The sequence below is a fragment of the Paenibacillus glycanilyticus genome, from assembly GCF_023715145.1.
In the GTDB taxonomy this organism is placed as follows: domain Bacteria; phylum Bacillota; class Bacilli; order Paenibacillales; family Paenibacillaceae; genus Pristimantibacillus; species Pristimantibacillus glycanilyticus_A.
Genome location: NZ_JAMBNP010000002.1, coordinates 622,597 through 646,962, shown reverse-complemented (window position 1 = coordinate 646,962; position 24,366 = coordinate 622,597). Strand labels below are relative to the sequence as shown.

Here is a 24,366-nt window from a genome sequence, read left to right as displayed (position 1 = left end):
CAAACCTGGAGCAGATTGTACTATTCGGCCTACTCCGGCTGATTCACGTCATATTCCTCAAGGAACTTGATATCAAAGCTGCCGTTCACGAAGACCGGGTGATTCAGGAGCTTCTGATGGAAAGGAATCGTTGTCTTAATCCCTTCAATCGCAAATTCGGACAGCGCGCGCTTCATCCGCGCGATCGCTTCTTCCCTTGTTCTGCCCCATACAATCAGCTTCGCGATCATCGAATCATAATGCGGGGAGATCGTGTAGCCCGGATATACCGCGCTGTCCACCCGAACGCCCGTACCGCCCGGCGGCAGATAAAACGGTATCGGACCTGGAGACGGCATAAAATTGCGCTCCGAGTCTTCCGCGTTAATCCGGCATTCAATCGCCCAGCCATTGATCTGCAGATCTTCTTGCTTGAACGACAGCGGATTGCCTTCTGCCACGGAGATCATCTCTTTGATCAGGTCAACGTTCGTAATCATTTCCGTTACCGGATGTTCAACCTGAATACGGGTGTTCATCTCCATGAAGTAGAAGTTGCCGTCCGGACCAAGCAGGAATTCGAGCGTACCGGCGCCAGAGTATTGAACTGCAAGCGCCGCGCGCACGGCAGCGCGTCCCATGCGCTCGCGAAGGGCTGGCGACAGGATCGGACATGGCGCTTCTTCAACAAGCTTCTGGCGGCGGCGCTGCACGGAGCAGTCGCGCTCGAACAGATGAACGGCATTGCCGTGCTTGTCAGCCATAATCTGAATCTCGACGTGCTTCATGCCCGTCAAATATTTCTCCAGATACACACCAGCGTTGCCGAAAGCCTTCTGAGCTTCCTGCTGGGCAGTCGTAATCTGCTGAATGAGCGTTTCTTCGTCTTCAGCAATACGGATCCCTTTGCCTCCGCCGCCGGCGGTTGCCTTAATAATAACCGGATAACCAATTTTGCGCGCCACGCGGATCGCTTCGTCCATATTTTCGATCAGGCCGTCAGAGCCCGGAATCACCGGAACATCCGCTTCCTTCATCGTTTGCTTGGCTACCGCCTTGTCACCCATCTTGCTGATCGCTTCAGGCGAAGGACCGATAAAGGTAATGTTGCAGGATTCGCAAATCTCGGCGAAATCGGCATTTTCCGCCAGGAAGCCATAGCCCGGATGCACAGCGTCGCAGCCTGTAATCGTAGCTACGCTCATCAGGTTCGTCAGGTTTAAGTAGCTGTCCTTGGAAGCGGTTGGACCGATGCAATACGCCTCGTCTGCAAGGCGCACATGCAGGGAATCACGGTCAGCTTCCGAATAGACGGCAACAGTCGAAATACCGAGCTCGCGGCAAGCACGAATGATGCGGACCGCAATCTCACCGCGGTTAGCAATTAATACTTTTTGGAATTTCACTTTTGTACTCCTCTCAGGCAACAATTTCTCCAAATTCGGAGCTTGTATTATTCCGGCTTAACAAGGAACAACGGCTGGCCGTATTCAACCAATTGGCCGTTTGATACCAGAACTTCAACGATTTCGCCGCGAACTTCCGCTTCCAGTTCGTTCATCAGCTTCATTGCTTCAAGGATACATACAACGCTCTTCTCGGACACGCGGTCGCCCTCTTTAACAAATGGCGCAGCGTCCGGTGTAGGAGAGCTGTAGAATGTGCCAACCATCGGCGATACAATCTGGTGCAGATTGTCCGTATTCGGACGTGCTGCAGGCGTGCTTGCTTGTACAGCTGCTGCGGGAGCTTCCGCTGCCGGCTGAGGTACAAGAACAGGCGCCTGCGTATATGTATGCGTAATTGGGGCTGCTGCTTGTACATTCACCACTTCGGTTTTGCCAGGCTTGCGAATGAATAAGCGTGCTCCTTCGTTTTCGATCTCCAGCTCATGAACGGAAGTCTGATCAACCAGTTTGATCAATTCCTTAATCTCGCTCAATTTGAACATGAATAGTTTTCACTCCTTAAAAGTTTCCGATGCCTTTTGCTTCATGCGCGTTTTCTCAGATGGAATAGCATTATTAAATTTCATATGGATAATCTTAGTTATCCTTTACATAACGTCTAACATTATATCATAAACGCGGCCGAACACGAATCAATTTTTTAACACGCCTTAATTCTCAACGTTCGTGCTCCTAATAAAAAGAAGCCGGTCAGGGTTTGGAACCCTGCCGGCCTCTCTGTCCTTACTGGATAAACTGTACGGAAACCTGATCGGCGTCCACACCCAACGTTTTCATAACGAGATCGATAATGCTAGCCGCCTGCGTCTTATCCAGCTTTTCGCTTTCCACCAGAACCTTGTAGCCATTGCCTTCTTCATTTACGATGGCCTGCTGGAACGTCTTCATCAGCTCGTTCTCGATGTTTGTTAATTTGGAGTTCTTCTCTTCCAGCTGATCAAGCTGCGTTGCCGCTTCTTTGGCTTCGTCCGGGTTTTCCAGATTTGTCATGTCGGCGAGCAGTTTATCCTGCTGCTCGCTGTTCAGCTCGCTCCGCTTCTCTTCAACCTGGGAGAATACGCTGCTGTCCACTCCGCCCTGCGCTTCAATTTGCTCGAGGACATCCTTATCTGCTTCAGAGAGGCTTTCGTCGCCTGTTGCGTTACCTGTTGCGTTACCCGTTGCGTTACCCGTTGCGTTGCCTGCCGGATCCACTTGATCCACTACGATCTGATCATTGCCGGCCGTTGCTTCCGTTGCTCCCGCTTTCTGTTCGGTCTGCGTGCCGTCCGAGAGCAGGTCAGGTGATTTGGTGTCTTGGGTAAACAGGTAATACGCGGACAATACGACCATCAAACTGAGCATCGATACGAGCCAAATTGTTTGTCTTTTCGTGTTCATAGAACACCCTCCTAATAATGGTTTATTATTATTGCTTGCTTGGCGCAACAGATATGCGGGTGGCGGGCACGTTAACGCCCTTCTCCACCGCGTCTATGATAAGGCGTCTCACGGTAAGGTTCTCGGCGCCTTTGGCGACGATCAGCACACCGCGAATGCTCGGATTAATCGTTTTGGTCACGATAGGCTTCTGATCGCCCGACACTTCGGCAATGACTACCTGGCCATCCTTGTTGATCGCCGTGATATGCCGTTTGCCCCCGTTACGGTCCGTCTCGTCCGTGATGGTCTGCGACTCCTGATTGTGCCTGGCAATTTCAATCTCTTCCGTAGAATCGATCGTCACCAGCACATCCACCGAGCCGACACCAACGATTTTCTCCAATATCTCTTTCAGGCGGTTCTCGAGCGGCCTCTCAATTGCCGCAAACGGCGATGCATCCGATGACCCTATGCCTGCTATTGCTGCAGTTTCTTCCGGAGGCGGGTTCGGCCCCTGGGTCAACGTATCCACCTTGTCAAACTTGAGAAAGGAGTTCAGCAGCATGAGGGCCGCTCCAATACAACCGATAACGAGAAGCAGCCTTAATGTCTTAACCCGCTTCGGACCGCTAGGACCGCCGCCCACCATCGATTCCAGACCACTCAGCCATTTGGCCACCTTTGTAATCTCTCCTTTTCCTTATTCGCTGCTGCCAGCCCGCTGCCGTACCTGTATGCTGCCGGGACTGATCCCCCAGCCTTCCGCCAGCAAATTCCGTATCTCCTTGCTGTTCGCAGGACTTGCCTGCATCCAGCCAGCCTCCGGTTCCTTATTGCCCGGATCCGCCTGACGCTCGCCCGTTCCGCTTGTATCCGTCTTGACCTCAACGTCAATGCCGATGGCGGCAACCTCCTTGACCGCTTCCTCGTCAGGCGCCGCAGAAGCGGCCGGATCCTTCCTCTCGGCTGGCAAGGTGACAAGAACGCCTTTCACGTACGGCGTCATCTTCTGCCCCTGCTTCTCCCAGCCAAGCGTTGCGTCCACCGCCTCAACCGGCTGCTCCGTCTGCTTGACCACCGCATCCTTCATAGCCGACTCGAGCGCCTGCTCCATCAATGCCGCCGCTTCATTGTCTTGCTGCTTACCCAGATCCTCCGCTTTTTTCTGAATGTCACTAAGGGTTGGCATCTTCACCTCATGCTGCGACTCCAGCTGATCCCAGTGCGTGATTCCGTCTTTCAGCTTGGCCGTAAAATCTCCCTGCAGCAGCCGAAGGATCGGCGACATGATGGTTAGCAGAATAAGAAGCCCGATCACAAGCCTTGCGTACCGAAGCATCGCCTTGTTCGGAAGCAGCAGCTCTACGAATGCAGCCAGCATGATGACCGCGATAATATCCTTCAGCCAGTCGCTGAGCCAAGCAATCACGGATGGTAGCCTCCTTTGAATCGCTGCAATGCTGTGAATTCATCGGACCATAAGAGCGGCATTGCCTGCGGTCAGCACGATGGTAACAGCCAGGAAAAACATCAGGCTGACGGCCGCAAGAGCGGCAAAAACGTAGATCATCGTTTTGCCTATCGTTTGCAGACAAGCAACGATCGGCGAGTCGCCAAGCGGCTGCATGGCAGCGGCGGAGACGTTGTAGATCAGCGCCAGCGTCAGGATTTTGATTGCCGGAAACGCGCAGAGGAACAGCAGAATAATGACACCCGCGAGGCCTATTGCGTTCTTCGCAAGCAAGGATGCCGAGATCACCGTGTCTGCCGCATCCGTGAACATGCGTCCCACGACCGGTACAAAGTTGCCGGTGACGAACTTGGCGGTCCTCATCGTAATTCCGTCCGTTACCGCGCCTTTTGCCCCCTGCACCGAAAGTACGCCGAGAAATACGGTGACCAGCACACCCATGATCCCTACCCCGATATTCCGTAGCAGATTCGCAAGCTGGGTCACTTTAAACTTGTCTGTCAGGGCACTTACGATATGAAGCACGGCCGAGAAGAACAGCAGCGGGAAAACGATGGTGTAGATAACCGTTCCTACCGTGTGGATCATAAAGATGATCAGCGGATGCAGAATCGAAACCGTAAGTACATTGCCCATCGCGGCGAGCAGGGTCAGAAGCAGCGGCATCATGGCGAGCATGAACTGGATCATGGTGCCGATTGCGTCCTTTGCGTAACCGATAGCTACGTGAAAGCTGTTGACCGCGATAATGATGAGAACCATGTAGGTGATGGAATATGCAACTTTGCTGACGGCATTCCGCTCGAATGCGTTCTGCAGCGTCTCCAGCACCATGCTGAATACGGTGAGCATCACGATCGTGACCAGGAGCTTGCTGTTGTACAGCACTTCGTGGAAGAAGTAACCGAGCAGTCCCTTGAATACGGTTGACAGCTTGAGGCCTTCGCCGCCCGGCTTCAGCATTTCGAAGAAGCTGGGCATTTTCTGATCGGGAAAATATCCGCCGTACTCTTCTTTCAACTTGCTCCAGTAATTCTCCACCGTCTCCGTATCCAGTCCCTTAAGCTGACTTTCGGTGAGCTGATCGGTCATCACGGATTGACCTGGCTGCGGCTCGGATTCGGTTGCCGGAGCATTCTCTGCTGCGGTAACCGGCGTAACCATAAACATGCTGACGAGCCATGCGATTAGCAGAAAAGCAATCAAACGGACGGTATACTTCGGTAGCTTTTTCATCCGTTCAGCTCCCCGGCAGCAGTCCGATTACGGTCTCGACGATAACGCTTATAATCGGAACGGCCATAACAAGAATGAGCACCTTTCCGGCAAATTCGATTCTTGACGCGATGCTTTCCTGACCGGCATCCCGCACGATCTGCGCTCCAAATTCGACGATGTAGGCGATGCCGATAATTTTCAGAATCGTCTTCAGGTAAATGGAAGGAATGCCCGAGCGGTTCGCCAAATCCTCAAGAACCTTGATGACCGAATCGATTTTACCGATGAGAAAGATGAAGATAAAAAGCCCGGTAAAAGCCGCAAGCAGGAAGGCGAATAACGGCTTCTGCTCCCGGACGACAATGATGAGGATAGTGGCGATCAGCCCGACGCCGACGATCTGAATAATTTCCAACTCTATTCACCTACTTGCGGCTCTCTAGACGTCTCACTGGAACAGGAAGATCGTCTTGATTTCTTGAAACAAATCGTTCAGCAGCCGAATGACCATAAATAGTACAACGACAAAGCCGATTAAGGTTACCCATTGCGCCATATCCTCTTTCCCCATTTGCTTCAGTACCGTATGAATCATGCCAATAATAATTCCGATACCCGCAATTTGGAAAATAGCGCTCACATCCATGTTCATTTGTGCGGCACCCCACTAAACCATCAATATCACGACGAGCACGGCGATCAAGACGCCTAGGCTTTTCCACATTTTCTCATAGCGTGTTTGATCATCTCTTGCTGCATCTTCCTCTGCCTTCAGTTGCAGCAGCGCAAGGTGGATATGCTTCATCTGATCCTCCTTGTCGCTGATGCCAAGGGTTGAACCCAGCCTCAGCATGACGGACTGCTCGGTCTGCCGAAGCGCCGTAGCGCCCCAGCCGCTTGTCATGGCCTGCTCCCAGCTCTCGCGGAAGGTTAACCCCTCCGGCCCTCGTACCCTGTCAGATGCATCCCGGAACAACTCTGCCAAAGGCTCCGGCACCGCTTCGGCGGTTCGATCGAGCGCTTCCGGCAGCGGAGTATGGCCGTAGCCGATCTCCGTCTCCAGCCTCTGCAGAGCGTGCGCCAGCTGGCGCAGCTGCCGCGGTCTGGCCGCCAGTCTGGCTGCCTGCTGAAAGCCGATCATTGTTCCTGCGAAGAGGATGAGTACAGCGCCCAGCAGCTTGATCAAGAGGCATCACCCCTCTGCATCCCGGCAACCTGCTCGCCTTTGGCGGCTGGGGCAGTAGGTTCTCTGGCGGCTGCGGGCAGCTTGTCTTTCATGTCCGCAGCCACCACCCTGTGCATGAACCCTTCCGGAGTTCGCTTCAATTCGACTACGTAAGTAAAGGTGCCGTCCTCGAGCAGCTGTCGTAGCACAGGCCTTCCTCTGGCATCCTGCAGATCATAAGCATGGGCGGTTGCAATGACGCTGACCCCTGCATGACTGGCTTCGCGTATCGCTTCTCCGTCCTCCGGCCTGCCGATCTCATCGGCGATGACCACTTCGGGAGACATCGAGCGGAGCAGCATCATCATGCCTTCTGCCTTCGGGCAAGCGTCCATAATATCCGTCCGCGGTCCAACATCAAAGGTAGGAATCCCACGGACGCAAGCGGCGATCTCCGACCGTTCATCCACGATGCCTACCTTGCGGCCGGACCAGCCTGCCGCATTCTCGAACAGCCCCCAATGTCCGTAGCTGATGGAACGCGCTATATCGCGGACGATGGTTGTTTTTCCTTGCTGCGGCGGAGCGAGTATTAACGTGGAATGAACGGTCTTACGGTTCTTGTCCAGCAGCTTGGGGAGCAGATTTCTGGCCGATCCGACAACTTCCCTGGCGATCCGGATATTAAATCCGCCAATATCGCGAATCCCCCGCACAGAGCCGCCATCCAGTATCGTCCGGCCGGCCAGACCGATCCGATGCCCGCCTGCTACAGTAATAAATCCCCTCTTTAACTCCTCTTCCATAGCGTATAGCGAATGGTTCGTTATTTTCTCCAGCAGCTTCCGGCAAATATCAGCAGTTGGCTTGTACGCTCCGTCACTGCCTGCACGAAGAGTTCCGTCGGATGCGGCAAAACGGGACTGTCCCCGCATTCCAAGCTCCAGCGGCCGGCCTTCGCGGATCCGTATTTCTTCCAGCTGCTCCATTGCCGAATCTGGCAGCCGCTCCAGCACCGCCTTAAGCTCCGGCGGAAGCAAATGCATGACACGGTCCAGCATGAGTCATCACTCCCGGATGATTGTCCTTCGTACTTTAATTTGTATGCTTGGCCAGTCCGAATATGTCCAACTTCTTGAAGATTAATAGATTACTATTTTTTCAGAATGCCTATTAACAAACAGACCACCCCGGCCGTTACCCATGCCATCTTTCCGAAGGACAGCTTGTCTGTCATCCCGATGAGGCCAATCGTCGTGGTAGCAATTAATATAAAGGGCCCTACTAAAGCCAAAGAGGAATTCACAACGAGAGCTTTGTCTATCTGATTCAATCTGAGCATGAGCAGCGCCGCACAGATTTCAATCGTTCCTGATGTCAGGCGCAAAGACGCCATGGTGAGCACGATTTTATTCAACATAACCGTTCACCTCCTTGTCCAATACCAGTTAAACAGGCCGTATTTCAGCAGTTATGATCCAACTTCATCCTTACATTCTATGCAGGCTCGTCTGCGGTTCATGCTTGTCGATCGGGCACACGCCCAGCAGCTTCTGCATATATTGCTCCATGCCCCGCCCTCATGCGGGAATCATTAAATGTTAGGAGTCAACTCCCATGACAAAAGCAGGCTTTTGGCACCGCACTCTGCATGATCCGAGCGGATACCGCGATTACGGCCCTGCAAGCCATAAAGGAAAAACAATGGTGATCGACAAAGGAATCGGACTTCATGGATTTGTCGATCTTCTTCAAGTGGCAGGCCCTTACATGGATGTCATCAAGCTTGGATTCGGAACGGCCGTACTTTACGGACCGGAGCTGCTGCAGCGCAAAATCGAGCTTGCAAGAAACCATGGGCTCATCATCATGCCAGGGGGCACCTTGCTGGAAACGGCCGTTCAGCAGCGTTTAACCGGATCATTCTTCGATACGATCTGCGAGCTCGGATTTAACGGAATCGAAGTATCGGACGGTACAATCGAAATTAGCAGGAAACAGCGGACCGAGTTAATTAAAGAGGGCAAAAAAAGAGGGCTGTTTGTTCTTACCGAATACGGCAAAAAAACAGCAGGTTCACTTATTGATCCGGAGGAATTAGCCGTTACGGCCGATTATGATCTTGCGGCAGGTGCCGCATGGATTACGGTGGAAGCGAGGGAATCCGGTATCGACGTAGGTCTGTTTGACGAGAAAGGCAACTGCCGCGAGCAGACCATTGAACAGATTTTGGCCGAAATGACGAGCCAGGACTGCTTGATGTGGGAAGCACCGCTGAAGCAGCAGCAGGCGTATTTGCTCCAGCAATTTGGTCCAAACGTCCATCTGGGCAACATTCAGCCTAGCGATGCCTTGGCGCTCGAAGCGATGCGCCGCGGTCTCCGCTCCGATACCTTCGAATTCGGAATGCGGGAGGAGCCTGCTCATTATATGATCTAAGCAACAACCAGAAAGGAAGAGCGATTGCTATGCAAGTGCAAGTCATTTCAAGCGTGAATGAAGCCAGCTCCGCGCAATTCGTCCACAAAACGGCTATTATCATCGACGTGCTTAGAGCCACAAGCTCCATTATTACCGCGCTGGCTGCCGGCTCCTCTGGCGTAGTACCTGTGGAGACCGTAATGGAAGCCCGTTCGGCTCAGCAGGAAGGCGATTTGCTGTGCGGAGAACGTTTCTGCAAAAAAATCCCCGGTTTCGATCTTGGAAATTCGCCGGATGAGTTTCTGATGAATGCCATTAAGGACCGCAGGGTCATCTTGACCACAACAAACGGCACAAGAGCCATTCATAAATCAACGAAGGCAGATACCGTACTGGTTGCCGCGTTACTGAATGCCTCCGCTTGCTCCAAGGCTGCCGTTGAGCTTCGCCGCGACGTTGTTATCTTATGCGCGGGAAGCCAAGATGAATTTGCCATTGAGGATGGGATATGCGCCGGACTGCTGCTTTCCAGAATGCAGGCGATCTGTTCTGCCCCGCTCGAGATAGACGACTTCGGACTCGCTATGTTATCACTCTATCATGACCGCGCTACTGATATAAAAGAAGCCATCCGCTCCGGTGCGACCGGCAAACGTTTAATTAAGCTCGGCATGTCCAGAGACATTGATCTATGCTCGGAGATTGATACCTATTCAGGGGTTCCCCGTCTGCACGCAAACGGAGATCAGCTGCTCTGCTTGTGCTGCTGACATATTCATCGGAGGATGTCCATATAATGGAGCAAGCAGTTTATCCGCTTCATGACTGGAGTTCGAACGATGACAGGTGAATTGATATTAGTAGGTTTAATTGTGATAGGTTTAATAGGGCGCTCCCCCATCATAGCGACAGCGGCTTGCGTACTGCTTGCTGTCAAATTGCTTCATCTCAGCCGGTTCCTGCCTTCGATCGAGCGTCGGGGGCTGGAGCTGGGCTTATTATTCCTCACGCTTAGCGTGCTTGTTCCGTTTGCCTCAGGCAAAGTACAAATGAAGGAATTGATTGCAGCCTTTAATACCTGGCCGGGCTGGCTTGCCCTTCTCGGAGGAGCCGCTGCGGCTTATATGAATGCCAAAGGGCTGGATTTGCTCAAGCTTGATCCCCAGATGGTCGTCGGGCTGGTGATTGGTTCGATCTTCGGCATTATTTTTCTGCGGGGCATTCCCGTAGGTCCATTAATGGCAGCCGGTATTACCGCGATTTTGTACAAGCTGTTTAAGCTAATAAGCGGAGGATAGTTTTAAGTTAAGCAGCATACTCCGCATTTGAATGTACCTCCGATCGCCATTGCTCGGGAATTCCTTTGAATATTGTCAAAGTGGTAGGAACTCCCTCACAAAAGCGAGCGCTGACGCTTCTCCGGAATCATTCAAACTGCTTCGCATGGAATTAACTTAAAACTATCTAAATGTGACCGAAAAAAAAGGCCGTGCAGATTAAAACCGCACGGCCTCTTACTATTATTTCCTATTAGCGGCGATCTTGTGGTCCGCCGACAAAGACTTGCTCAGCCGTGTCCAGGTCATATGCCGTATGAAGAGCGCGTACCACTTCTTGCAGCGGCTCTGCGGCAATGATGCAGGAAACTTTGATCTCGGATGTGCTGACCATCTTGATGCTGACGCCAAGGCCCGAAATCGCTGCAAACATCGTAGCCGCAACGCCAGGGTTGCTGACCATGCCCGCGCCAACGATCGATACCTTAACCAGGTTATCTTCCGAAGTTACTTCGTTAAACGGAACTTCGCCGCGGATGCTGTTAATCACGTCAACCGCGCGCGCTTCGTCATCTCCCGAAACCGTGAAGGAGAAATCCGCTTTGCCGCTTTTCACTCCGCTTTGCACAATAACGTCTACGTCGATGCCGTTATTCGCCAATGCGCCAAATACTTTGGCGAGTACACCTGGCTCATCCTCAACGCCGAGAATGCTGATTCTTGCTACATTTTTGTCAAAAGCGATTCCGCGTACGACTACGCCTTGCTCCATGACCGCTTCCTCCTTCACACTTGTACCTTCGTTTTGCGTAAAGCTGGAACGTACAACAAGCTTCACGTTGTTATGCTTGGCGTATTCCACCGCACGCGGGTGAAGAACCGCTGCACCAAGATGGGCAAGCTCCAGCATTTCGTCGTACGAAATTTCATTCAATTTGCGCGCAACCTTAACGACCCGCGGATCCGTCGAATAAACGCCGTCTACGTCGGTGTAGATTTCGCACACGTCCGCTTTAATCGCTGCAGCCAGCGCTACGGCCGTTGTATCCGAACCGCCGCGTCCAAGCGTTGTGATGTCGCCGTCTTCCGTCATGCCTTGGAAGCCCGCAACAATAACAACATGGCCCGCATCCAATTCCTTGAACAAACGATCAGGACGAATATCCGTAATCTTCGCCTTGCTGTGTACTGCTTCCGTCCGAATGCCAGCCTGCCAGCCAGTCAGCGATACTGCCTGATGGCCTAGCTGATGAATCGTCATCGACAATAATGCAACCGATATTTGTTCACCCGTCGTGAGCAGCATATCCATCTCCCGCGCCGGCGGGTTCGGGTTAAGCTGCTTCGACTGATCGATTAAATCATCCGTTGTATCTCCCATTGCGGATACGACAACAACTACGCGGTTACCCGCCAATTGGCTGTCTACAATCCGCTTCGCAACACGCTGCATCCGCTCCGGTGTTCCTACCGAGCTTCCGCCAAACTTCATCACAATCAACGACAAAGCTGATTCACTCCCAACCTTGACATATAACATACAAGTCAATAGTATACCACAACCCTGGCTTGTCTGGGTATATCCGCCCACGCTTTTTGTCGAAAAAGAAAAAGCCGTCGAATCGGCGATTCGAACGGCTTGTCTTTATGCTCTATGCACGGGAGATGTATTTGCCTTCGCGAGTATCGATCAGAAGAACATCGCCTTCGTTGATGAACAGAGGAACTTGAACGTTCAGGCCCGTTTCGACCTTAGCATTCTTAGTCGCGCCTTGCGCCGTATTGCCTTTAACGGCAGCATCCGTCTCAACGACTTTCAAGTCAACGCTGTTCGGCATTTGGATACCGATGATTTCGCCTTGGTAACTCGAAATGTTAACCGTCATGTTCTCTTTCAGGAAGTTCAGTTCCCACTCGAGTTGTTTTTTGTCGAGACCAAATTGGTCGTACGTTTCGTTATCCATGAAAGTGTACTCTTCGCCGGAGTTGTACAGGTATTGTACTGCACGGTTCTCGATGATTGCGCGGCCGATTGTTTCGCCTGCACGGAACGTTTTCTCTACAACGTTGCCGTTGCGGAGGTTTCTCAGCTTGGAGCGAACAAATGCCGCGCCTTTACCTGGTTTTACGTGCTGGAACTCGGTAACCGAGAAAATATCGCCGTCCACTTCGACGGTCAAGCCTGTTTTGAAATCGTTAACTGAAACTGTCACTTCAAATTCCCTCCTGAAATAGCTGCTTTTAATAGTCCTTAGCCCAGAGTAATCAATTGTTTCGGGGATGAGGTTAATATTTTAATACCGGATTCCGTGATGACGATGTCGTCTTCGATCCGCACTCCGCCAAAGCCGGGGAGGTAGATGCCGGGTTCAACCGTCACAGTCATGCCGGGGGTTAAAATCGTATCGCTGTTTCTTGCAAGACGCGGATACTCGTGAATCTCCATGCCGAGTCCATGGCCCGTGCTATGACCAAACTTGTCGCCGTAGCCGTACTTGGTAATGATATCGCGGGTAAGCGCATCGGCCTCATGGCCGGTCATGCCCGGACGAATATGTTCAAGAGCATGAAGCTGTGCTTCGAGCACGATATCGTAAATTTCACGATGCTTATCCGTTGGAGTTCCCACCACAACCGTACGTGTAAGGTCGGAGCAGTATCCTTTGTAGTAAGCGCCAAAATCAAGCTTTACAAATTCATTATTGCCAATTACCCGTTCGCTAGCCACGCCATGCGGCAGAGCAGAGCGTTCTCCCGAAGCTACAATCGTGTCAAAAGAGGAGGAAGTTGCGCCATGGCTTCTCATGTACATTTCCATCTCAAGCGCGATTTCGCTTTCCTTCACGCCGGGCTTGATGAACTGCTGCACATGCCGGAAGGTTGCATCGGCCAAGTCGGCCGCTTCCTGCATAATTTGCAGCTCCGCATCGTCCTTGATCATCCGCAGATCCTCAACAAGACCGGCTACCGGCGTCAGCTTGATATCGCCTAGAGCTTCACTCCAGGCCGCATATTGGCTGTAAACCACCTGATCCTGCTCGAAGGCTGCCGCGCGAATTCCTTTACCCGCAAGCAAGTCGCGGATGTCCGCGATTACTTTCGGCCCGTGTTCGATCACCTGGAAAGAAGCGGCCTGCTGCGGCGCCTGCGTCATATAGCGGAAATCCGTAAACAAAAATTGCTCCTGCAAAGTAATGACGACTGTTCCGGATGATCCCGTGAACCCGCTGAGATAACGCCGATTGTGCTCGCTTCCGATAATGATCGCCTCAAGGCTTTGCTTGGCCATTACTTGTCTAAGCCGATTAACTCTTTCGAGCGTCATGTTTAGTTCCCCTTTCACGCAACACCGTTTTGAAGCTTTGCAACAAGCGCTGCAAGTCCTAGCTCATAGCTCATGCCGCCAAATCCGGCGATTTGACCAATTGCCACCGGCGCTATGACCGATACATGACGGAATGTTTCGCGTTTATGTATATTGGACAGATGCACCTCAACGACCGGCAGAGCTACCGTGCTTAACGCATCTCTCAGCGCGTAGCTGTAATGCGTCAATGCACCCGGATTAATAAGAATGCCATCCGCTTGCCCAAATGCGCTATGTATCCGGTCAATGAGAGCTCCCTCGTGATTGGATTGGAAAAAATCCAGCTCCACGCCGAGCTGCAATGCTTGTTCGAGCAATTTCGCTTCAATCTGGGCCAGCGTCTCTGTGCCGTACACGCCTGGCTCACGTACGCCAAGCATATTTAAGTTAGGCCCGTTTAAAACAACAATTCTAAGCAATTTCGCACCTCCCAATCAGCGAAAGTCAGCATCTAGCCAAAGATCATTAGCCATTTTACCACAAGTGACCGCTTCTTGAGAAGCCGCAACCTGCTTCAATGCGCGCCAAGAGGTTCCCGCGACGCTTCATCCGTAAATTCGAAGGCAATCGAGTACCCGATAAAGATCCCCCATAAGAGGAAGAGACATAATTCAGAGAACAGCGTGTTCCAGCCTGCCGCGGTAATCCTTTGGGACATTCCGGTCACCGGGCCAAGCAGAACAAAGAGAATTACCCACCACGCAAGTCCGTACAGGACACCCGGCCAAGGTCCCTTCAATTTGCTTAACAATGCTTGATAAAGAAGGGCGGCCAGAACAGAAAACACGATATAGCTTGCAATCCCAACGACAATCCCCCAGCCTGTCTTCAAATAGGCAGACTTAAAAAAGGGATCCGCCAGAAATCCCGGAAGCTCCGTAGTAAATTTCATTTCGTAAAACAACCAACGCATAACACCCCAGATCAATCCGGCAAAAAAGCCGATCATGCCGCTGAACAGCCATGGATTCGTGAGGTGGGCTCCTTCATACTGCCTGCTCTTGTGATTGTCCCCTGCCTGCTTATCGCCTTTCGCGTTGCCTTTTACGGTTGAAACTGCCATCATTTTTCCTCCATTCATTATCCGCTTCAAACCTTTTCCTAGTATGCAACGATAGCACCGCGGATAACCAAGATGATGGCGTTGGCAAAAACACAGGCGATCAAGTACAATGGATCTATACCTTTCGTCACCTGATCGGGACGATACTATTAAGGAAGGTGACAAGCTCTTGTCTCAAAACACTACAAGCATTTACGGCGGACAAGCTGTGATCGAAGGCGTCATGTTCGCAGGCAAGCACGTAAATGTAACCGCTGTTCGCAGAAAGAACGATGAGATCGTATTTTACGAGGTGCCCCGCACGACGCAGCGGTGGATACAATCGCTTAAGAGGATTCCTCTCGTCCGTGGTGTTGTCGGGATTATTGATTCCAGCGCCAAGGGCTCGCAGCATTTGAACTTCTCTATGGAAGCCTACGCGGAGGACGAGACTGCGGATATGTCAGAGGCAGAGAAGGTTGCCGCTCAGAAGAAAGAAAAATCCGGCTGGAGCCTCGGGATGATCGTAGGGGTTGCCGCTGCCGGCGTTATCTCATTTATATTCGGCAAGCTGCTCTTGACCGCTGCCCCGGCAGCGCTTGAAAGTTTGCTGTTCGAGAATGTATTCGAGAACAAAATCGGTCATAACCTGTTAGAGGGACTTATTAAATTGATTATCCTGCTTGTTTACTTGTATCTCATGTCGATGACGCCCATAATTAAAAGGCTGTTCCAATACCATGGCGCAGAGCATAAGGTCATCAGCGCTTACGAAGCGGGCGAGGAATTAACCGTATCAAACGTGCAAAAGTACAGCAGGCTGCATTACCGCTGCGGCAGCAGCTTTATCATTTTTACCGTGATCGTAGGGGTTATCATTTATTCCCTTCCCGTCTTTGATTGGGATACGATCTGGGAACGCGTCTATATCCGGATTCTGCTTCTGCCGGTAACCCTCGGCATCTCTTACGAAGTACTCCGCTGGACAAACGCCCTGCGTGACGTACCGGTATTGCGCTATCTGGGCTATCCTGGGCTGTGGCTTCAGCTTCTTACGACTAAAGAGCCTAAGGATGATCAAGTAGCCGTATCGATCGCTTCCTTCAACCGGATGCGCGAGCTCGACAAGCAAATGAGCATCAAAGCTTAATTTATTCCAATATAAAGGACAGGTGATATTATGCCGCGGAGATGGAACGCATCGTCTATTATCGTGCTGACCCTACTGGCAATCGGGATTTTATACGGAATCGGACAGCATCTTGCTTCGTTTCTTATTCCCATCCTTGTACTGGGCGGGATTTTCCTGCTGTATAAATATCCGCCTAACACATGGGGTACCCGTGTCCGGGTCAGACAGCAGCCTCATGTAAGACAGACCAGAACGACTCCGCGGCAGAAACCGAAGTCCCGCCGGGCACCGTTCCGCGTTATTGATGGCGGCAAAGATGACGATGATTTGCCGAAGTATCACTGACGAAATCCTTCAAAGAACTGATTGGCCGCCCGGAAGCCGGACTGAAACAGCTTTTCCGCCATGCCCTCGGGCAGATGAAATTGGGTTGTTCTTATACCCAAGGTGGGAATCTTCACAGTCCGGTCCCGGGCGTATTTTTTAATGTAACGCTCATCATGAGCCTGCATCATTGTCTCGAATATTGCTTCAAGCATAGACAACGGACCGCGTACTTCATGCGGTTCGTTGTCGTTTTTACCGACCATTTGGAAGCCTACCGTCGGAACCGGATTGGTCCTCCCTGCCTGCTCCTTATCGAACAGCCAGAGCGGAAAGTTGCTCAGCAGCCCCCCATCTACAATATAGGCCTGTTGAAGCTGAGGCTTCTCTTTTCCTTTATGGTTTAAGGACGACTGGAGCTTCGAATAGCGGACGATGACCGGGTCGAAAAAATAAGGAATACTGGCGCTCATCCTGACCGCGCGGGCTATGCTCAATTTTTTCGGATCCATGCCGTAGATCCTAATATCTTCCGGTAACACGAGAAGCCGGCCGTTCGTAATGTCGGAAGCAACAATGCGAAGCTTGCAGTCCGGCAAATCCCCAAACGTCCGAACTCCCTTTGCCTCCATCAAGCACGAAATCCAATACTCCAACGCTTCTCCGCTGTACAGCCCCTTTTTAACGAGCAGCCGCAATGCGGGACTTATCACCTTCATATTAAAAATAAAAGACCGTTTCAGAAATGACGAGAACGGAGTAGTCTCTACTATCCTTTTAATATCAAGACCGCTGTAATTGGCCGCTATCAACGCTGCGATAATTGCTCCGCTTGACGTCCCCGCTACCCGCTCAAAGCCAATTCCCTGCATCTCCGCCGCTCTAACTGCTCCAGCCAGGGATATGCCCTTCACCCCTCCGCCTTCAAACACCGCGTTAATCTTCACTTCCGCATCCTCCTCCGGACAACGGAAGCAGCGTGGATTCGGCTTCCATCAGAAGTATATATGCAAGGGAGAATTGTCTACATGTTAGTGTTTGTGAGAAAATAGGTAACGGAATATACGCAATTCTCTCGGCAACGAGGAAAATAGGCAAGCAACGGAGATCAGACAATGAGTTTTTATGACATAAAAGAACAAATTTTGATGTGCCAGGACTGTAAGCAAAAGTTCGGATTCATGCCAAAACCCGTCTTTCATGGGAAAGAGCATTCAAAAATCATGCAGATCGGCCAAGCTCCGTCCAAGCGGGTACATGAAACCGGCCGGCCTTTTAACGACCCTTCCGGAGCTAAATTGAAGTATCAGTGGTACCAAATCACAGATGAGATTTTCTACAATGAAGATAACTTTTATATGTCCGGAATGGCGCATTGTTTCCCGGGCAAGCATCCGAAAGGCGGCGACAATCCTCCTCCTCTTGCTTGTGCGAATAAATGGCTGGCAAAAGAAATCGAAATGGTCGATAACGAGCTCTATATCATAATTGGCGCCCGCGCAGCAAAATACTTGTTCCCGAAAGAGAGCTTCGAAGATTTGGTTTTCAAGAACAACCCGCTTAACGGCAAACCTGCCATCGTTCTTCCCCACCCTTCTCCTCTAAATGTGAGGTGGTTCAAGACCCACCCGTCATTTGAAGAAACAAGGGTACCGGAGATAAGAGAGATGGTTTGGGATGTGCTTGGTATAAAGAACAGCGAAATCTAGAATGCAAGTTTTCGCGGTGGGCTTTTTGCGCTGCCCTCCCACATCAGACAACTAAAAAAGCCCGCCGCAAGCGGCGAGCTTTCATTCCGTATCCAGTTCGGTCCGGATCCCTCTCAGCTCGTCCAAGCGAGATGGCTCACGGTTAAAGAATTCAACCAACGTCTCAATGCAAGTGATTGAATCCCAGCTTAAATGATGCTCGATGCCTTCCACATCGCGGTAAATATTCTCCTCCTGAACGCCGATAATCGTCAGGAACGACTCAAGCAAATGATGTCGGTCAACAAGCCGTTTGCCCATCTTCTTCCCTTTGCTCGTCAGAACAAGCCCGCGGTATTTCTCGTAGATCAAGTAATTGTCTTTGTCCAGCTTCTGAATCATCTTGGTGACAGATGAAGGATGCACCTCAAGCCCTTCGGCTATATCCGATACGCGCGCATAGCCTTTCTCGTCAATAAGCTTATAAATACGTTCCAAGTAGTCTTCCATGCTCGGAGTCGGCAATGAAGAACCCCCTAACCCTGCATTCTACACCTTGTCTCATGGCGTTACTCTTAGTATCATACAACGATTTTTGATGCGTCTGCAAGCCGATTTGCTTACGCCATGTCATTAAAACTTCATAAAAGCAGGTGTCACCTGGTTCAGCCAAATCGTGATTTTGGTCATCTGATCGGTAAACAGAAGAATCCCCATAAGCACCATGACACCTCCGCCAATGCGCATGACAACCGACGAATATTTCAGCAGCCAGCGTGCCGAGCCAAGGAAGAAGGCCAGCAAAAAGAATGGAATCGCAAATCCCAAAGCGTACGCAGTGGTAAGCTGGAACCAAGTTCCCGGCTTCGATGCCGCGAGCGCTAAAATCGCGGTTAATGCAGGACCGATACATGGCGTCCAACCTGCCGAGAAGCCTACGCCAAATATAAAGGAACCGAGATAACCCGTTTTCTTCGACGGATCGAAGTTGAAGCGGCGTTCCTTCATAAGCACTTGAGGCTGGAAGATTCCGGCGAGGAATAATCCCATTAATACGATCAATATGGCGGAGAGTTTACGGATAAGATCTTCGTATTGGCTGAAGAACTCTGCGAACACGTTGGAGCCGTAGCCCAGCGTGTAATAAACGGTACAAAACCCGAGAATGAAAAATAGCGTATGAGACATCGTTCTCATTCTCATATGGGAAGTATGGTTATTTTGCTTCAGATCACTGACGGAAATGCCGGTTATGTAAGATAAGTACGAGGGATATAAAGGCAGGCAGCAAGGCGAGATAAATGAAGCAAAGCCGGCGCCAAACGCCAGCCATACGTTAATGTTATCCAAAGTTAAACACCTCAGTCGAAGTTAACTGCCCATCTTCATACCGCGCTTCAGCAGAAGAAGAACAAGCATAATCGCAATCAATAACAACACGATTGTACCGCCCGGCGCCAGGTTCCACACTCCTGCCAGCATCAGTCCAAGAACAACGGCCAGCTCGCCGATGATAACGACCGTAATGACGCTTTGACGGAAGCTGCGCGCAATAATGAGGCTGCAGGCTGCAGGGATGGTAAGCAGTGCCGAAACAAGCAACGCTCCTACGATTTTAATAGATGCGCTAATGACAAGTGCAGTAAGCACGCTAATCATAACATTATAGAACCGAACGGGCAAGCCGCTTACAGCTGCCGCATCCTCGTCAAACGTGAGCAAAAACAGTTCCTTCTGCTGGGATATGATCGCAACGAGCACGACAATGGTTACGACGGCAATCGTAATCAAATCCACATTGTCAAGGGTAAGAATGCTGCCGAATAAATAGCCATTGACGTTCACGTTGTAGCCTCTGCCCATTGTAAACATAATCGAGGCCAGCGCAACGCCGCCCGACATAATAATGGCTATGGACAATTCGGCATAGGATTTATAGGTCTTCCTCAGCTTCTCGATAAAGAACGAAGCAATAATCGCGAATATTAAGCCAACAGCAACCGGATAGACGCCTATCAGGAACCCGAGAGCTACTCCCGCAATCGAAACATGGGACAAGGTATCCCCAATCATCGATAAACGGCGCAGCACCAGAAAGATGCCCATAAGGGGGGCGGTTATCCCGATCAGTATGCCTCCGATCAATGCCCGCTGAAAAAACTCACTAGCCAAGATCTCCAACCGTAACGACCTCTCTCCTGCTCTCCATTTGTTGACGAAGCTCCTTCAAGCTATGCGTCAAATCATTCTCTACGCAATCCTGCAGATCATGCGAATGCTTCTTATAGAACTTCAGCTTGCCGCTCTCGGCTGCAGGCTGCTGACCCAGATAAGAGCGGATCATCTCCATGTCATGCGATACCATCAAAAACGTAATGTTGTGATGTTGATGCATATGCTTGATCATATGGAAGAAGCCTTCCTGCGTCTCCGAATCAATTCCGACCGTAGGTTCATCCAATATAAGCAGCGAGGGATTATTAATCAGCGCTCTCGCCAAAAACACGCGCTGCTGCTGTCCGCCGGACAGCTCGCCAATCCGCTTCATTGCCAAATCCTCGATGTTCATCGCGTGCAGCGCGTCATCGCATTTCTTCTGGTCAGCCTTCGTGATTTTGCGGAACAGCTTGTTGCGGCTGTACAGGCCAGACAATACAACCTCCCGAACCGTCGCCGGGAACAAGGGATTGAAGGAGTTTTTTTGCGGAACATAACCGATTCGGTCCCAATCCTTGAATTGGGATACCGGCTTGCCAAACAGGCGGATGTTTCCGCTCTCCGGCTTAAGGAGCCCAACGATCATGCGCAGCAAAGTGGTTTTGCCCGCGCCGTTGGAGCCGATCAGGCCAATAAAGTCCCGCTCCTTCACCGAGAAATTAAGCCCTCTGTGAACCGCTTGATTCTGATAGGAAAAGGATACGTTCTCAAGCGTTATTATATCTTGGTGGCAACTGTTATTTTGCATCGTTGCCCTCCTCTCTCTCGCCAATACCAGGTTATTTTTCCTGCAGTCCGGTCAATAAATTTTGCAGATTTTGTTCCATAAGGCTTACGTAATCTTCTCCGGCCTTTTCCTGTTTCGGAGTAAGTCCTTCAATCGGGTTAAGGACCAATAGCTTGGTGTCGGTCTCGCTGGCGATAGTCTTTGCCAGGTCGGGAGAGACAAGCTCTTCGAAGTAAATATACTTAATGCCTTCCGACTTTACCAGCTTCGCTACGTCCAGGAGATCCTGCGCACGAGGCTCCGCGTCGGGAGACAACCCCGTTATGGCGATCTGCTTCAGTCCGTAATCTCTGGCCAAATAACCAAAGGCTTGATGGGATACAACAATCGACTTATGCGGAGCGGCAGCCAGCTTGCTCTCAAACTCATCGTTCAGCGCTTCGAGCTTACCCACCAGTTCCTTATAATTGGCTTCAAATTGATCTTTGTGGGCAGCATCCGCCTGAATCAGGCTGTCTTTTACATTCGCCGCCATAATTATAGCAGACTTTGGACTTACCCAGGTATGAGGATCAACATCGAGATCATTTTCATGATCATGGTCTTCACCGGCATGCTCTTCCTCTTCCTCGGGATTGCCGTGAATCAGCTCGATCCCCTTGCTCATCTCTGCAGCGATAAGCCCGTTGTTCTTCGGCAAGCCTTTAAGGAAATCATCCGTCCAGCCTTCCAGGCCGGCCCCGTTGTATAGAAAAAGCTGCGCTTTCGATGCGATGGTCAGATCCTTGCTCTTGGGCGTCCAGTCATGCGGCTCGACGCCGGCAGGGATGAGGTTAACGACATTGACATTGTCGCCCCCGATCTGCGAAGCCAAATAATAGAGGGGATAAAAGCTGGTCACAACATTGGTCTTGCCCTCAACAAGCGTTTTATTCGTGTTATTCCCGCAGGCCGACAGCAATAAAGTTACCGCCAGCAGCAGCAGGCTGATAGATTTCATATAACGCATTCGTATAATCTCCATTTCCATCACTCTTGTTAGTAATCGTTACTATTACGTTTAAGATTATACGAGTGGTGTTAACCCCTGTCAACTATAAACTATTATCTACTATTAACGCGCTTATATCCGGCCATACGTCCGTACGCAAGAGAACCGCCGCGGATTCCAGATCCGGGCGGTCCCCTAAAGCACACATCCTTACTTCACAATTGCACCGTTTGGCATGTCATCCGGCACTGTTGCAAGCGTCAGCTGATCTCCGTGCGATGCCGCAAGAATCATCCCTTGCGACAGCTCACCGCGCAGCTTGACCGGCTTCAGGTTCGTCACGCAAATAACTTTGCGGCCAACCATTTGCTCCGGCGTGTAAAACTTCGCAATGCCCGACACGACCTGGCGCTGCTCGTAACCAAGATCCAGCTGCAGCTTCAGCAGCTTGTCGGCTTTTTGTACCGGCTCGGCTGCAATTACCTGAGCAACGCGAAGCTCCACCTTGGCGAAATCTTCGATGCCGATTTCTTCTTTCGTTTCGACAACCGGCGCTGCTGCTTGCGCGGCAGTGTCCGCTGCGGGTGCAGCCGGTTCTGGCTTAGCGGCAGCTCCGCCGCCCATTGCGGCAGCAATGTAAGCCACTTCTTCGGCTGCGTCCAGACGAGGGAAGACCGGAGCTCCCTTGCTTACGCGCGTGCCGCCCGGCAGCTGGCCAAAGCCCTTTGTGCTGTTCCAAGTGGTCAATTCGCCTTCCTCGAGACCAAGCTGACGCCACAGCTCGCGAGGAGCATGCGTCAGGAACGGTTGAAGCAGAATCGAGATGATGCGGAGCGATTCAGCCAGATGATACATGACGGAAGCCAGCTCGGCGTTCTTCGCTTCATCCTTTGCAAGTGCCCAAGGAGAAGTCTCATCAATATATTTGTTCGTACGGCTCACGAACTGCCAGATGGCAGCGAGTGCAACCGAGAACTCCATCGTCTCCATTGACGCTTCGACTTGACGGACGGTTTCGGAGGCAAGCACTTGAAGAGACTCATCAAATTCCGTAACATTGCCGCCGTAAGCAGGGATCTCGCCGCCGAAATATTTGTCGATCATCGCAACCGTACGGTTCAGAAGGTTGCCCAGGTCATTGGCCAGATCGAAGTTAATCCGGTCAACAAAGTTCTCTGGCGTGAAAGTGCCGTCTGATCCAAACGGTACTTCGCGAAGCAGATAATAGCGGACCGCATCCAGGCCATAACGGTCAATCAGGGTTACCGGGTCAACCACGTTCCCCTTCGATTTCGACATTTTGCCGTCCTTCATCAGCAGCCAGCCATGGGCAAATACCTTCTTCGGAAGCGGCAGATCAAGCGCCATCAGCATGATTGGCCAATAGATCGTGTGGAAGCGGACGATTTCCTTGCCGACAAGATGAACATCCGCCGGCCAGAAGCGGTCATACAGATCGCTGCTATTGCCTTCCGCACCATAACCGAGGGCCGTAATATAGTTCGACAGCGCGTCAATCCACACGTAGATGACATGCTTCGGATCTCCCGGAACTTTAACGCCCCAGTCGAATGTCGTGCGCGATACCGCGAGGTCTTCCAGACCCGGCTTAATGAAGTTGTTGATCATCTCGTTCTTGCGCGATTCCGGCTGAATGAATTCCGGATTGTCCTCGTAATGCTTCAGAAGACGGTCTGCATATTTGCTCATCCGGAAGAAGTAGCTCTCTTCCTTCACCAGCTCAACCGGACGGCCGCAATCCGGACAGTTGCCGTTCACAAGCTGACGCTCAAGGAAGAACGATTCGCAAGGCGTACAGTACCACCCTTCGTATTCGCCTTTGTAGATGTCGTCTTGCTTCAGCAATTGGGCAAAAATTTTCTCAACCGCTTCTTTATGACGGGGCTCCGTCGTACGGATGAAATCATTGTTCGAAATCTCAAGCTTTGACCATAGCTCCTTGATGCCAACTACAATATCGTCAACAAACTGCTGCGGCGACTTATTTTTGTCTTTCGCATTGCGCTCAATCTTCTGGCCATGCTCGTCCGTGCCCGTCAAATACCAGACATCATACCCGCGAAGACGTTTGTAGCGGGCCATTGCATCGCCTGCTACCGTTGTATACGCATGCCCGATATGAAGCTTATCGCTCGGATAATAAATCGGTGTCGTAATATAAAAGGTTTTGTTATCTTTACCCATCTCTTATTCCTCCATTTATTTACGTATTTAAGCCTGACAAGCGTAAGCGGCTGCGCCATTCCTAGGAGGAGCAGCCTGCTTTTCGCGGCGAAATATAAGCAAGGTATGGAACAACAACCTATCCTTTCTTATATTTGAACGCAAAAAACTCCCGTCCAACATGGGACGAGAGTACATTCACTCACGCGGTACCACCCAAATTCCCGCTGCGCTAGAGCAAAATAACATCAGCACAGCAGCTTCGTGTGCCGCCTGCGTAGGGCGGCAAAGCTGTTAACGCCAGCCATGCGCCATCTCCTTACCCAACCTTT

The 24,366-nt window shown here is 51.3% G+C and carries 29 protein-coding genes; 6 read left to right on the top strand and 23 right to left on the bottom strand.

Annotated elements, in window-relative coordinates:
* Positions 1–29 precede the first annotated feature (29 nt).
* The 11 genes from accC to M3194_RS08180 all read right to left on the bottom strand — a co-directional run bounded on the left by accC (position 30) and on the right by M3194_RS08180 (position 8,084).
* A complete protein-coding gene (gene accC / locus M3194_RS08230) occupies positions 30–1,385 on the bottom strand; it encodes an acetyl-CoA carboxylase biotin carboxylase subunit (protein ID WP_251652932.1) in 1,356 nt (451 codons plus the stop codon).
* 47 nt (positions 1,386–1,432) lie between these two features.
* Positions 1,433–1,930, bottom strand: coding sequence for an acetyl-CoA carboxylase biotin carboxyl carrier protein (gene accB, locus M3194_RS08225; protein ID WP_251652931.1), 498 nt, complete (start codon positions 1,928–1,930; stop codon positions 1,433–1,435).
* Positions 1,931–2,171: 241 nt separating this feature from the next.
* Positions 2,172–2,828, bottom strand: a complete 657-nt coding sequence (locus M3194_RS08220; RefSeq protein ID WP_251652930.1) for a SpoIIIAH-like family protein — start codon at positions 2,826–2,828, stop codon at positions 2,172–2,174.
* A 28-nt stretch (positions 2,829–2,856) separates the two neighbouring features.
* Positions 2,857–3,489, bottom strand: a complete 633-nt coding sequence (spoIIIAG, locus tag M3194_RS08215) for a stage III sporulation protein AG (protein WP_251652929.1) — start codon at positions 3,487–3,489, stop codon at positions 2,857–2,859.
* Positions 3,490–3,510: 21 nt separating this feature from the next.
* Positions 3,511–4,239, bottom strand: coding sequence for a stage III sporulation protein AF (gene spoIIIAF, locus M3194_RS08210; protein ID WP_251652928.1), 729 nt, complete (start codon positions 4,237–4,239; stop codon positions 3,511–3,513).
* A gap of 39 nt (positions 4,240–4,278) precedes the next feature.
* Positions 4,279–5,517 carry a stage III sporulation protein AE gene (spoIIIAE, locus tag M3194_RS08205; RefSeq protein WP_251652927.1) on the bottom strand — a complete coding sequence of 413 codons (1,239 nt, stop codon included), beginning with the start codon at positions 5,515–5,517 and terminating at the stop codon, positions 4,279–4,281.
* A 4-nt stretch (positions 5,518–5,521) separates the two neighbouring features.
* Entirely contained in the window at positions 5,522–5,914 is a 393-nt protein-coding gene (gene spoIIIAD / locus M3194_RS08200; protein ID WP_251652926.1) for a stage III sporulation protein AD, read from the bottom strand.
* Between the two features lie 33 nt (positions 5,915–5,947).
* Positions 5,948–6,151: a stage III sporulation protein AC gene (gene spoIIIAC, locus M3194_RS08195; RefSeq protein WP_015843896.1), complete on the bottom strand. Its 204-nt coding sequence runs from the start codon at positions 6,149–6,151 to the stop codon at positions 5,948–5,950.
* A gap of 15 nt (positions 6,152–6,166) precedes the next feature.
* Positions 6,167–6,685 carry a stage III sporulation protein SpoIIIAB gene (gene spoIIIAB, locus M3194_RS08190; protein WP_251652925.1) on the bottom strand — a complete coding sequence of 173 codons (519 nt, stop codon included), beginning with the start codon at positions 6,683–6,685 and terminating at the stop codon, positions 6,167–6,169.
* Positions 6,682–7,725 (bottom strand): stage III sporulation protein AA, encoded by a 1,044-nt coding sequence (gene spoIIIAA, locus M3194_RS08185; protein ID WP_251652924.1) that lies wholly within the window; start codon positions 7,723–7,725, stop codon positions 6,682–6,684. Before spoIIIAA ends, spoIIIAB begins: the two co-directional genes overlap by 4 nt.
* Before the next feature lie 92 nt (positions 7,726–7,817).
* Positions 7,818–8,084: a YqhV family protein gene (locus tag M3194_RS08180; RefSeq protein WP_251652923.1), complete on the bottom strand. Its 267-nt coding sequence runs from the start codon at positions 8,082–8,084 to the stop codon at positions 7,818–7,820.
* 197 nt (positions 8,085–8,281) lie between these two features.
* Here M3194_RS08180 and comA point away from each other — a divergent pair, with 197 nt between their 5' ends.
* The 3 genes from comA (at position 8,282) to M3194_RS08165 (ending at position 10,383) form a co-directional block, all read left to right on the top strand.
* The gene (comA, locus tag M3194_RS08175; protein ID WP_251652922.1) at positions 8,282–9,103 is read left to right on the top strand and encodes a phosphosulfolactate synthase; all 822 of its coding nucleotides are present in this window, start codon (positions 8,282–8,284) and stop codon (positions 9,101–9,103) included.
* A 29-nt stretch (positions 9,104–9,132) separates the two neighbouring features.
* Positions 9,133–9,855, top strand: coding sequence for a 2-phosphosulfolactate phosphatase (locus M3194_RS08170; RefSeq protein WP_251652921.1), 723 nt, complete (start codon positions 9,133–9,135; stop codon positions 9,853–9,855).
* Between the two features lie 69 nt (positions 9,856–9,924).
* Positions 9,925–10,383: a DUF441 domain-containing protein gene (locus M3194_RS08165; protein WP_251652920.1), complete on the top strand. Its 459-nt coding sequence runs from the start codon at positions 9,925–9,927 to the stop codon at positions 10,381–10,383.
* Positions 10,384–10,615: 232 nt separating this feature from the next.
* On the opposite strand, the gene M3194_RS08160 is transcribed toward M3194_RS08165, so the two are convergent.
* The 5 genes from M3194_RS08160 to M3194_RS08140 all read right to left on the bottom strand — a co-directional run bounded on the left by M3194_RS08160 (position 10,616) and on the right by M3194_RS08140 (position 14,795).
* Positions 10,616–11,869 carry an aspartate kinase gene (locus tag M3194_RS08160; protein WP_251652919.1) on the bottom strand — a complete coding sequence of 418 codons (1,254 nt, stop codon included), beginning with the start codon at positions 11,867–11,869 and terminating at the stop codon, positions 10,616–10,618.
* A gap of 145 nt (positions 11,870–12,014) precedes the next feature.
* Positions 12,015–12,575 carry an elongation factor P gene (gene efp, locus M3194_RS08155; protein WP_015843888.1) on the bottom strand — a complete coding sequence of 187 codons (561 nt, stop codon included), beginning with the start codon at positions 12,573–12,575 and terminating at the stop codon, positions 12,015–12,017.
* A gap of 38 nt (positions 12,576–12,613) precedes the next feature.
* Positions 12,614–13,687, bottom strand: a complete 1,074-nt coding sequence (locus M3194_RS08150) for a M24 family metallopeptidase (RefSeq protein ID WP_251652918.1) — start codon at positions 13,685–13,687, stop codon at positions 12,614–12,616.
* 14 nt (positions 13,688–13,701) lie between these two features.
* Positions 13,702–14,148, bottom strand: a complete 447-nt coding sequence (aroQ, locus tag M3194_RS08145; protein ID WP_251652917.1) for a type II 3-dehydroquinate dehydratase — start codon at positions 14,146–14,148, stop codon at positions 13,702–13,704.
* Between the two features lie 95 nt (positions 14,149–14,243).
* Entirely contained in the window at positions 14,244–14,795 is a 552-nt protein-coding gene (locus M3194_RS08140) for a YqhR family membrane protein (protein WP_251652916.1), read from the bottom strand.
* A 166-nt stretch (positions 14,796–14,961) separates the two neighbouring features.
* On the opposite strand from M3194_RS08140, the gene M3194_RS08135 reads away from it, so the two are divergent.
* Together M3194_RS08135 and M3194_RS08130 are read left to right on the top strand one after the other, a co-directional pair.
* On the top strand, positions 14,962–15,921 hold the full coding sequence (locus M3194_RS08135) for a DUF1385 domain-containing protein (protein WP_251652915.1): 960 nt from the start codon (positions 14,962–14,964) through the stop codon (positions 15,919–15,921).
* 30 nt (positions 15,922–15,951) lie between these two features.
* Positions 15,952–16,248 carry a hypothetical protein gene (locus M3194_RS08130; protein ID WP_251652914.1) on the top strand — a complete coding sequence of 99 codons (297 nt, stop codon included), beginning with the start codon at positions 15,952–15,954 and terminating at the stop codon, positions 16,246–16,248.
* Here the strand turns inward: M3194_RS08130 and M3194_RS08125 are convergent.
* Positions 16,242–17,174, bottom strand: coding sequence for a patatin-like phospholipase family protein (locus tag M3194_RS08125; protein WP_251652913.1), 933 nt, complete (start codon positions 17,172–17,174; stop codon positions 16,242–16,244). The two genes, M3194_RS08130 and M3194_RS08125, sit on opposite strands and share 7 nt — an antisense overlap.
* 168 nt (positions 17,175–17,342) lie before the next feature.
* Between M3194_RS08125 and M3194_RS08120 the strand changes: the two genes are divergently transcribed.
* Positions 17,343–17,936: a uracil-DNA glycosylase family protein gene (locus tag M3194_RS08120; RefSeq protein ID WP_251652912.1), complete on the top strand. Its 594-nt coding sequence runs from the start codon at positions 17,343–17,345 to the stop codon at positions 17,934–17,936.
* A gap of 81 nt (positions 17,937–18,017) precedes the next feature.
* Here the strand turns inward: M3194_RS08120 and mntR are convergent, their stop codons facing one another.
* From mntR to metG, 6 genes are all read right to left on the bottom strand, one after another.
* Entirely contained in the window at positions 18,018–18,440 is a 423-nt protein-coding gene (gene mntR / locus M3194_RS08115; RefSeq protein ID WP_132304478.1) for a transcriptional regulator MntR, read from the bottom strand.
* A gap of 108 nt (positions 18,441–18,548) precedes the next feature.
* On the bottom strand, positions 18,549–19,265 hold the full coding sequence (locus tag M3194_RS08110) for a cytochrome c biogenesis CcdA family protein (protein ID WP_251652911.1): 717 nt from the start codon (positions 19,263–19,265) through the stop codon (positions 18,549–18,551).
* Between the two features lie 21 nt (positions 19,266–19,286).
* A complete protein-coding gene (locus tag M3194_RS08105; RefSeq protein WP_251652910.1) occupies positions 19,287–20,096 on the bottom strand; it encodes a metal ABC transporter permease in 810 nt (269 codons plus the stop codon).
* A complete protein-coding gene (locus M3194_RS08100; protein WP_251652909.1) occupies positions 20,080–20,880 on the bottom strand; it encodes a metal ABC transporter ATP-binding protein in 801 nt (266 codons plus the stop codon). The genes M3194_RS08105 and M3194_RS08100 overlap by 17 nt, the downstream gene beginning before the upstream one ends.
* A 31-nt stretch (positions 20,881–20,911) precedes the next feature.
* Complete coding sequence (locus M3194_RS08095; RefSeq protein WP_251652908.1) at positions 20,912–21,868, bottom strand: metal ABC transporter substrate-binding protein; 957 nt, start codon at positions 21,866–21,868, stop codon at positions 20,912–20,914.
* A 192-nt stretch (positions 21,869–22,060) separates the two neighbouring features.
* A complete protein-coding gene (gene metG, locus M3194_RS08090) occupies positions 22,061–24,055 on the bottom strand; it encodes a methionine--tRNA ligase (protein WP_251652907.1) in 1,995 nt (664 codons plus the stop codon).
* Between the last annotated feature and the right edge of the window lie 311 nt (positions 24,056–24,366).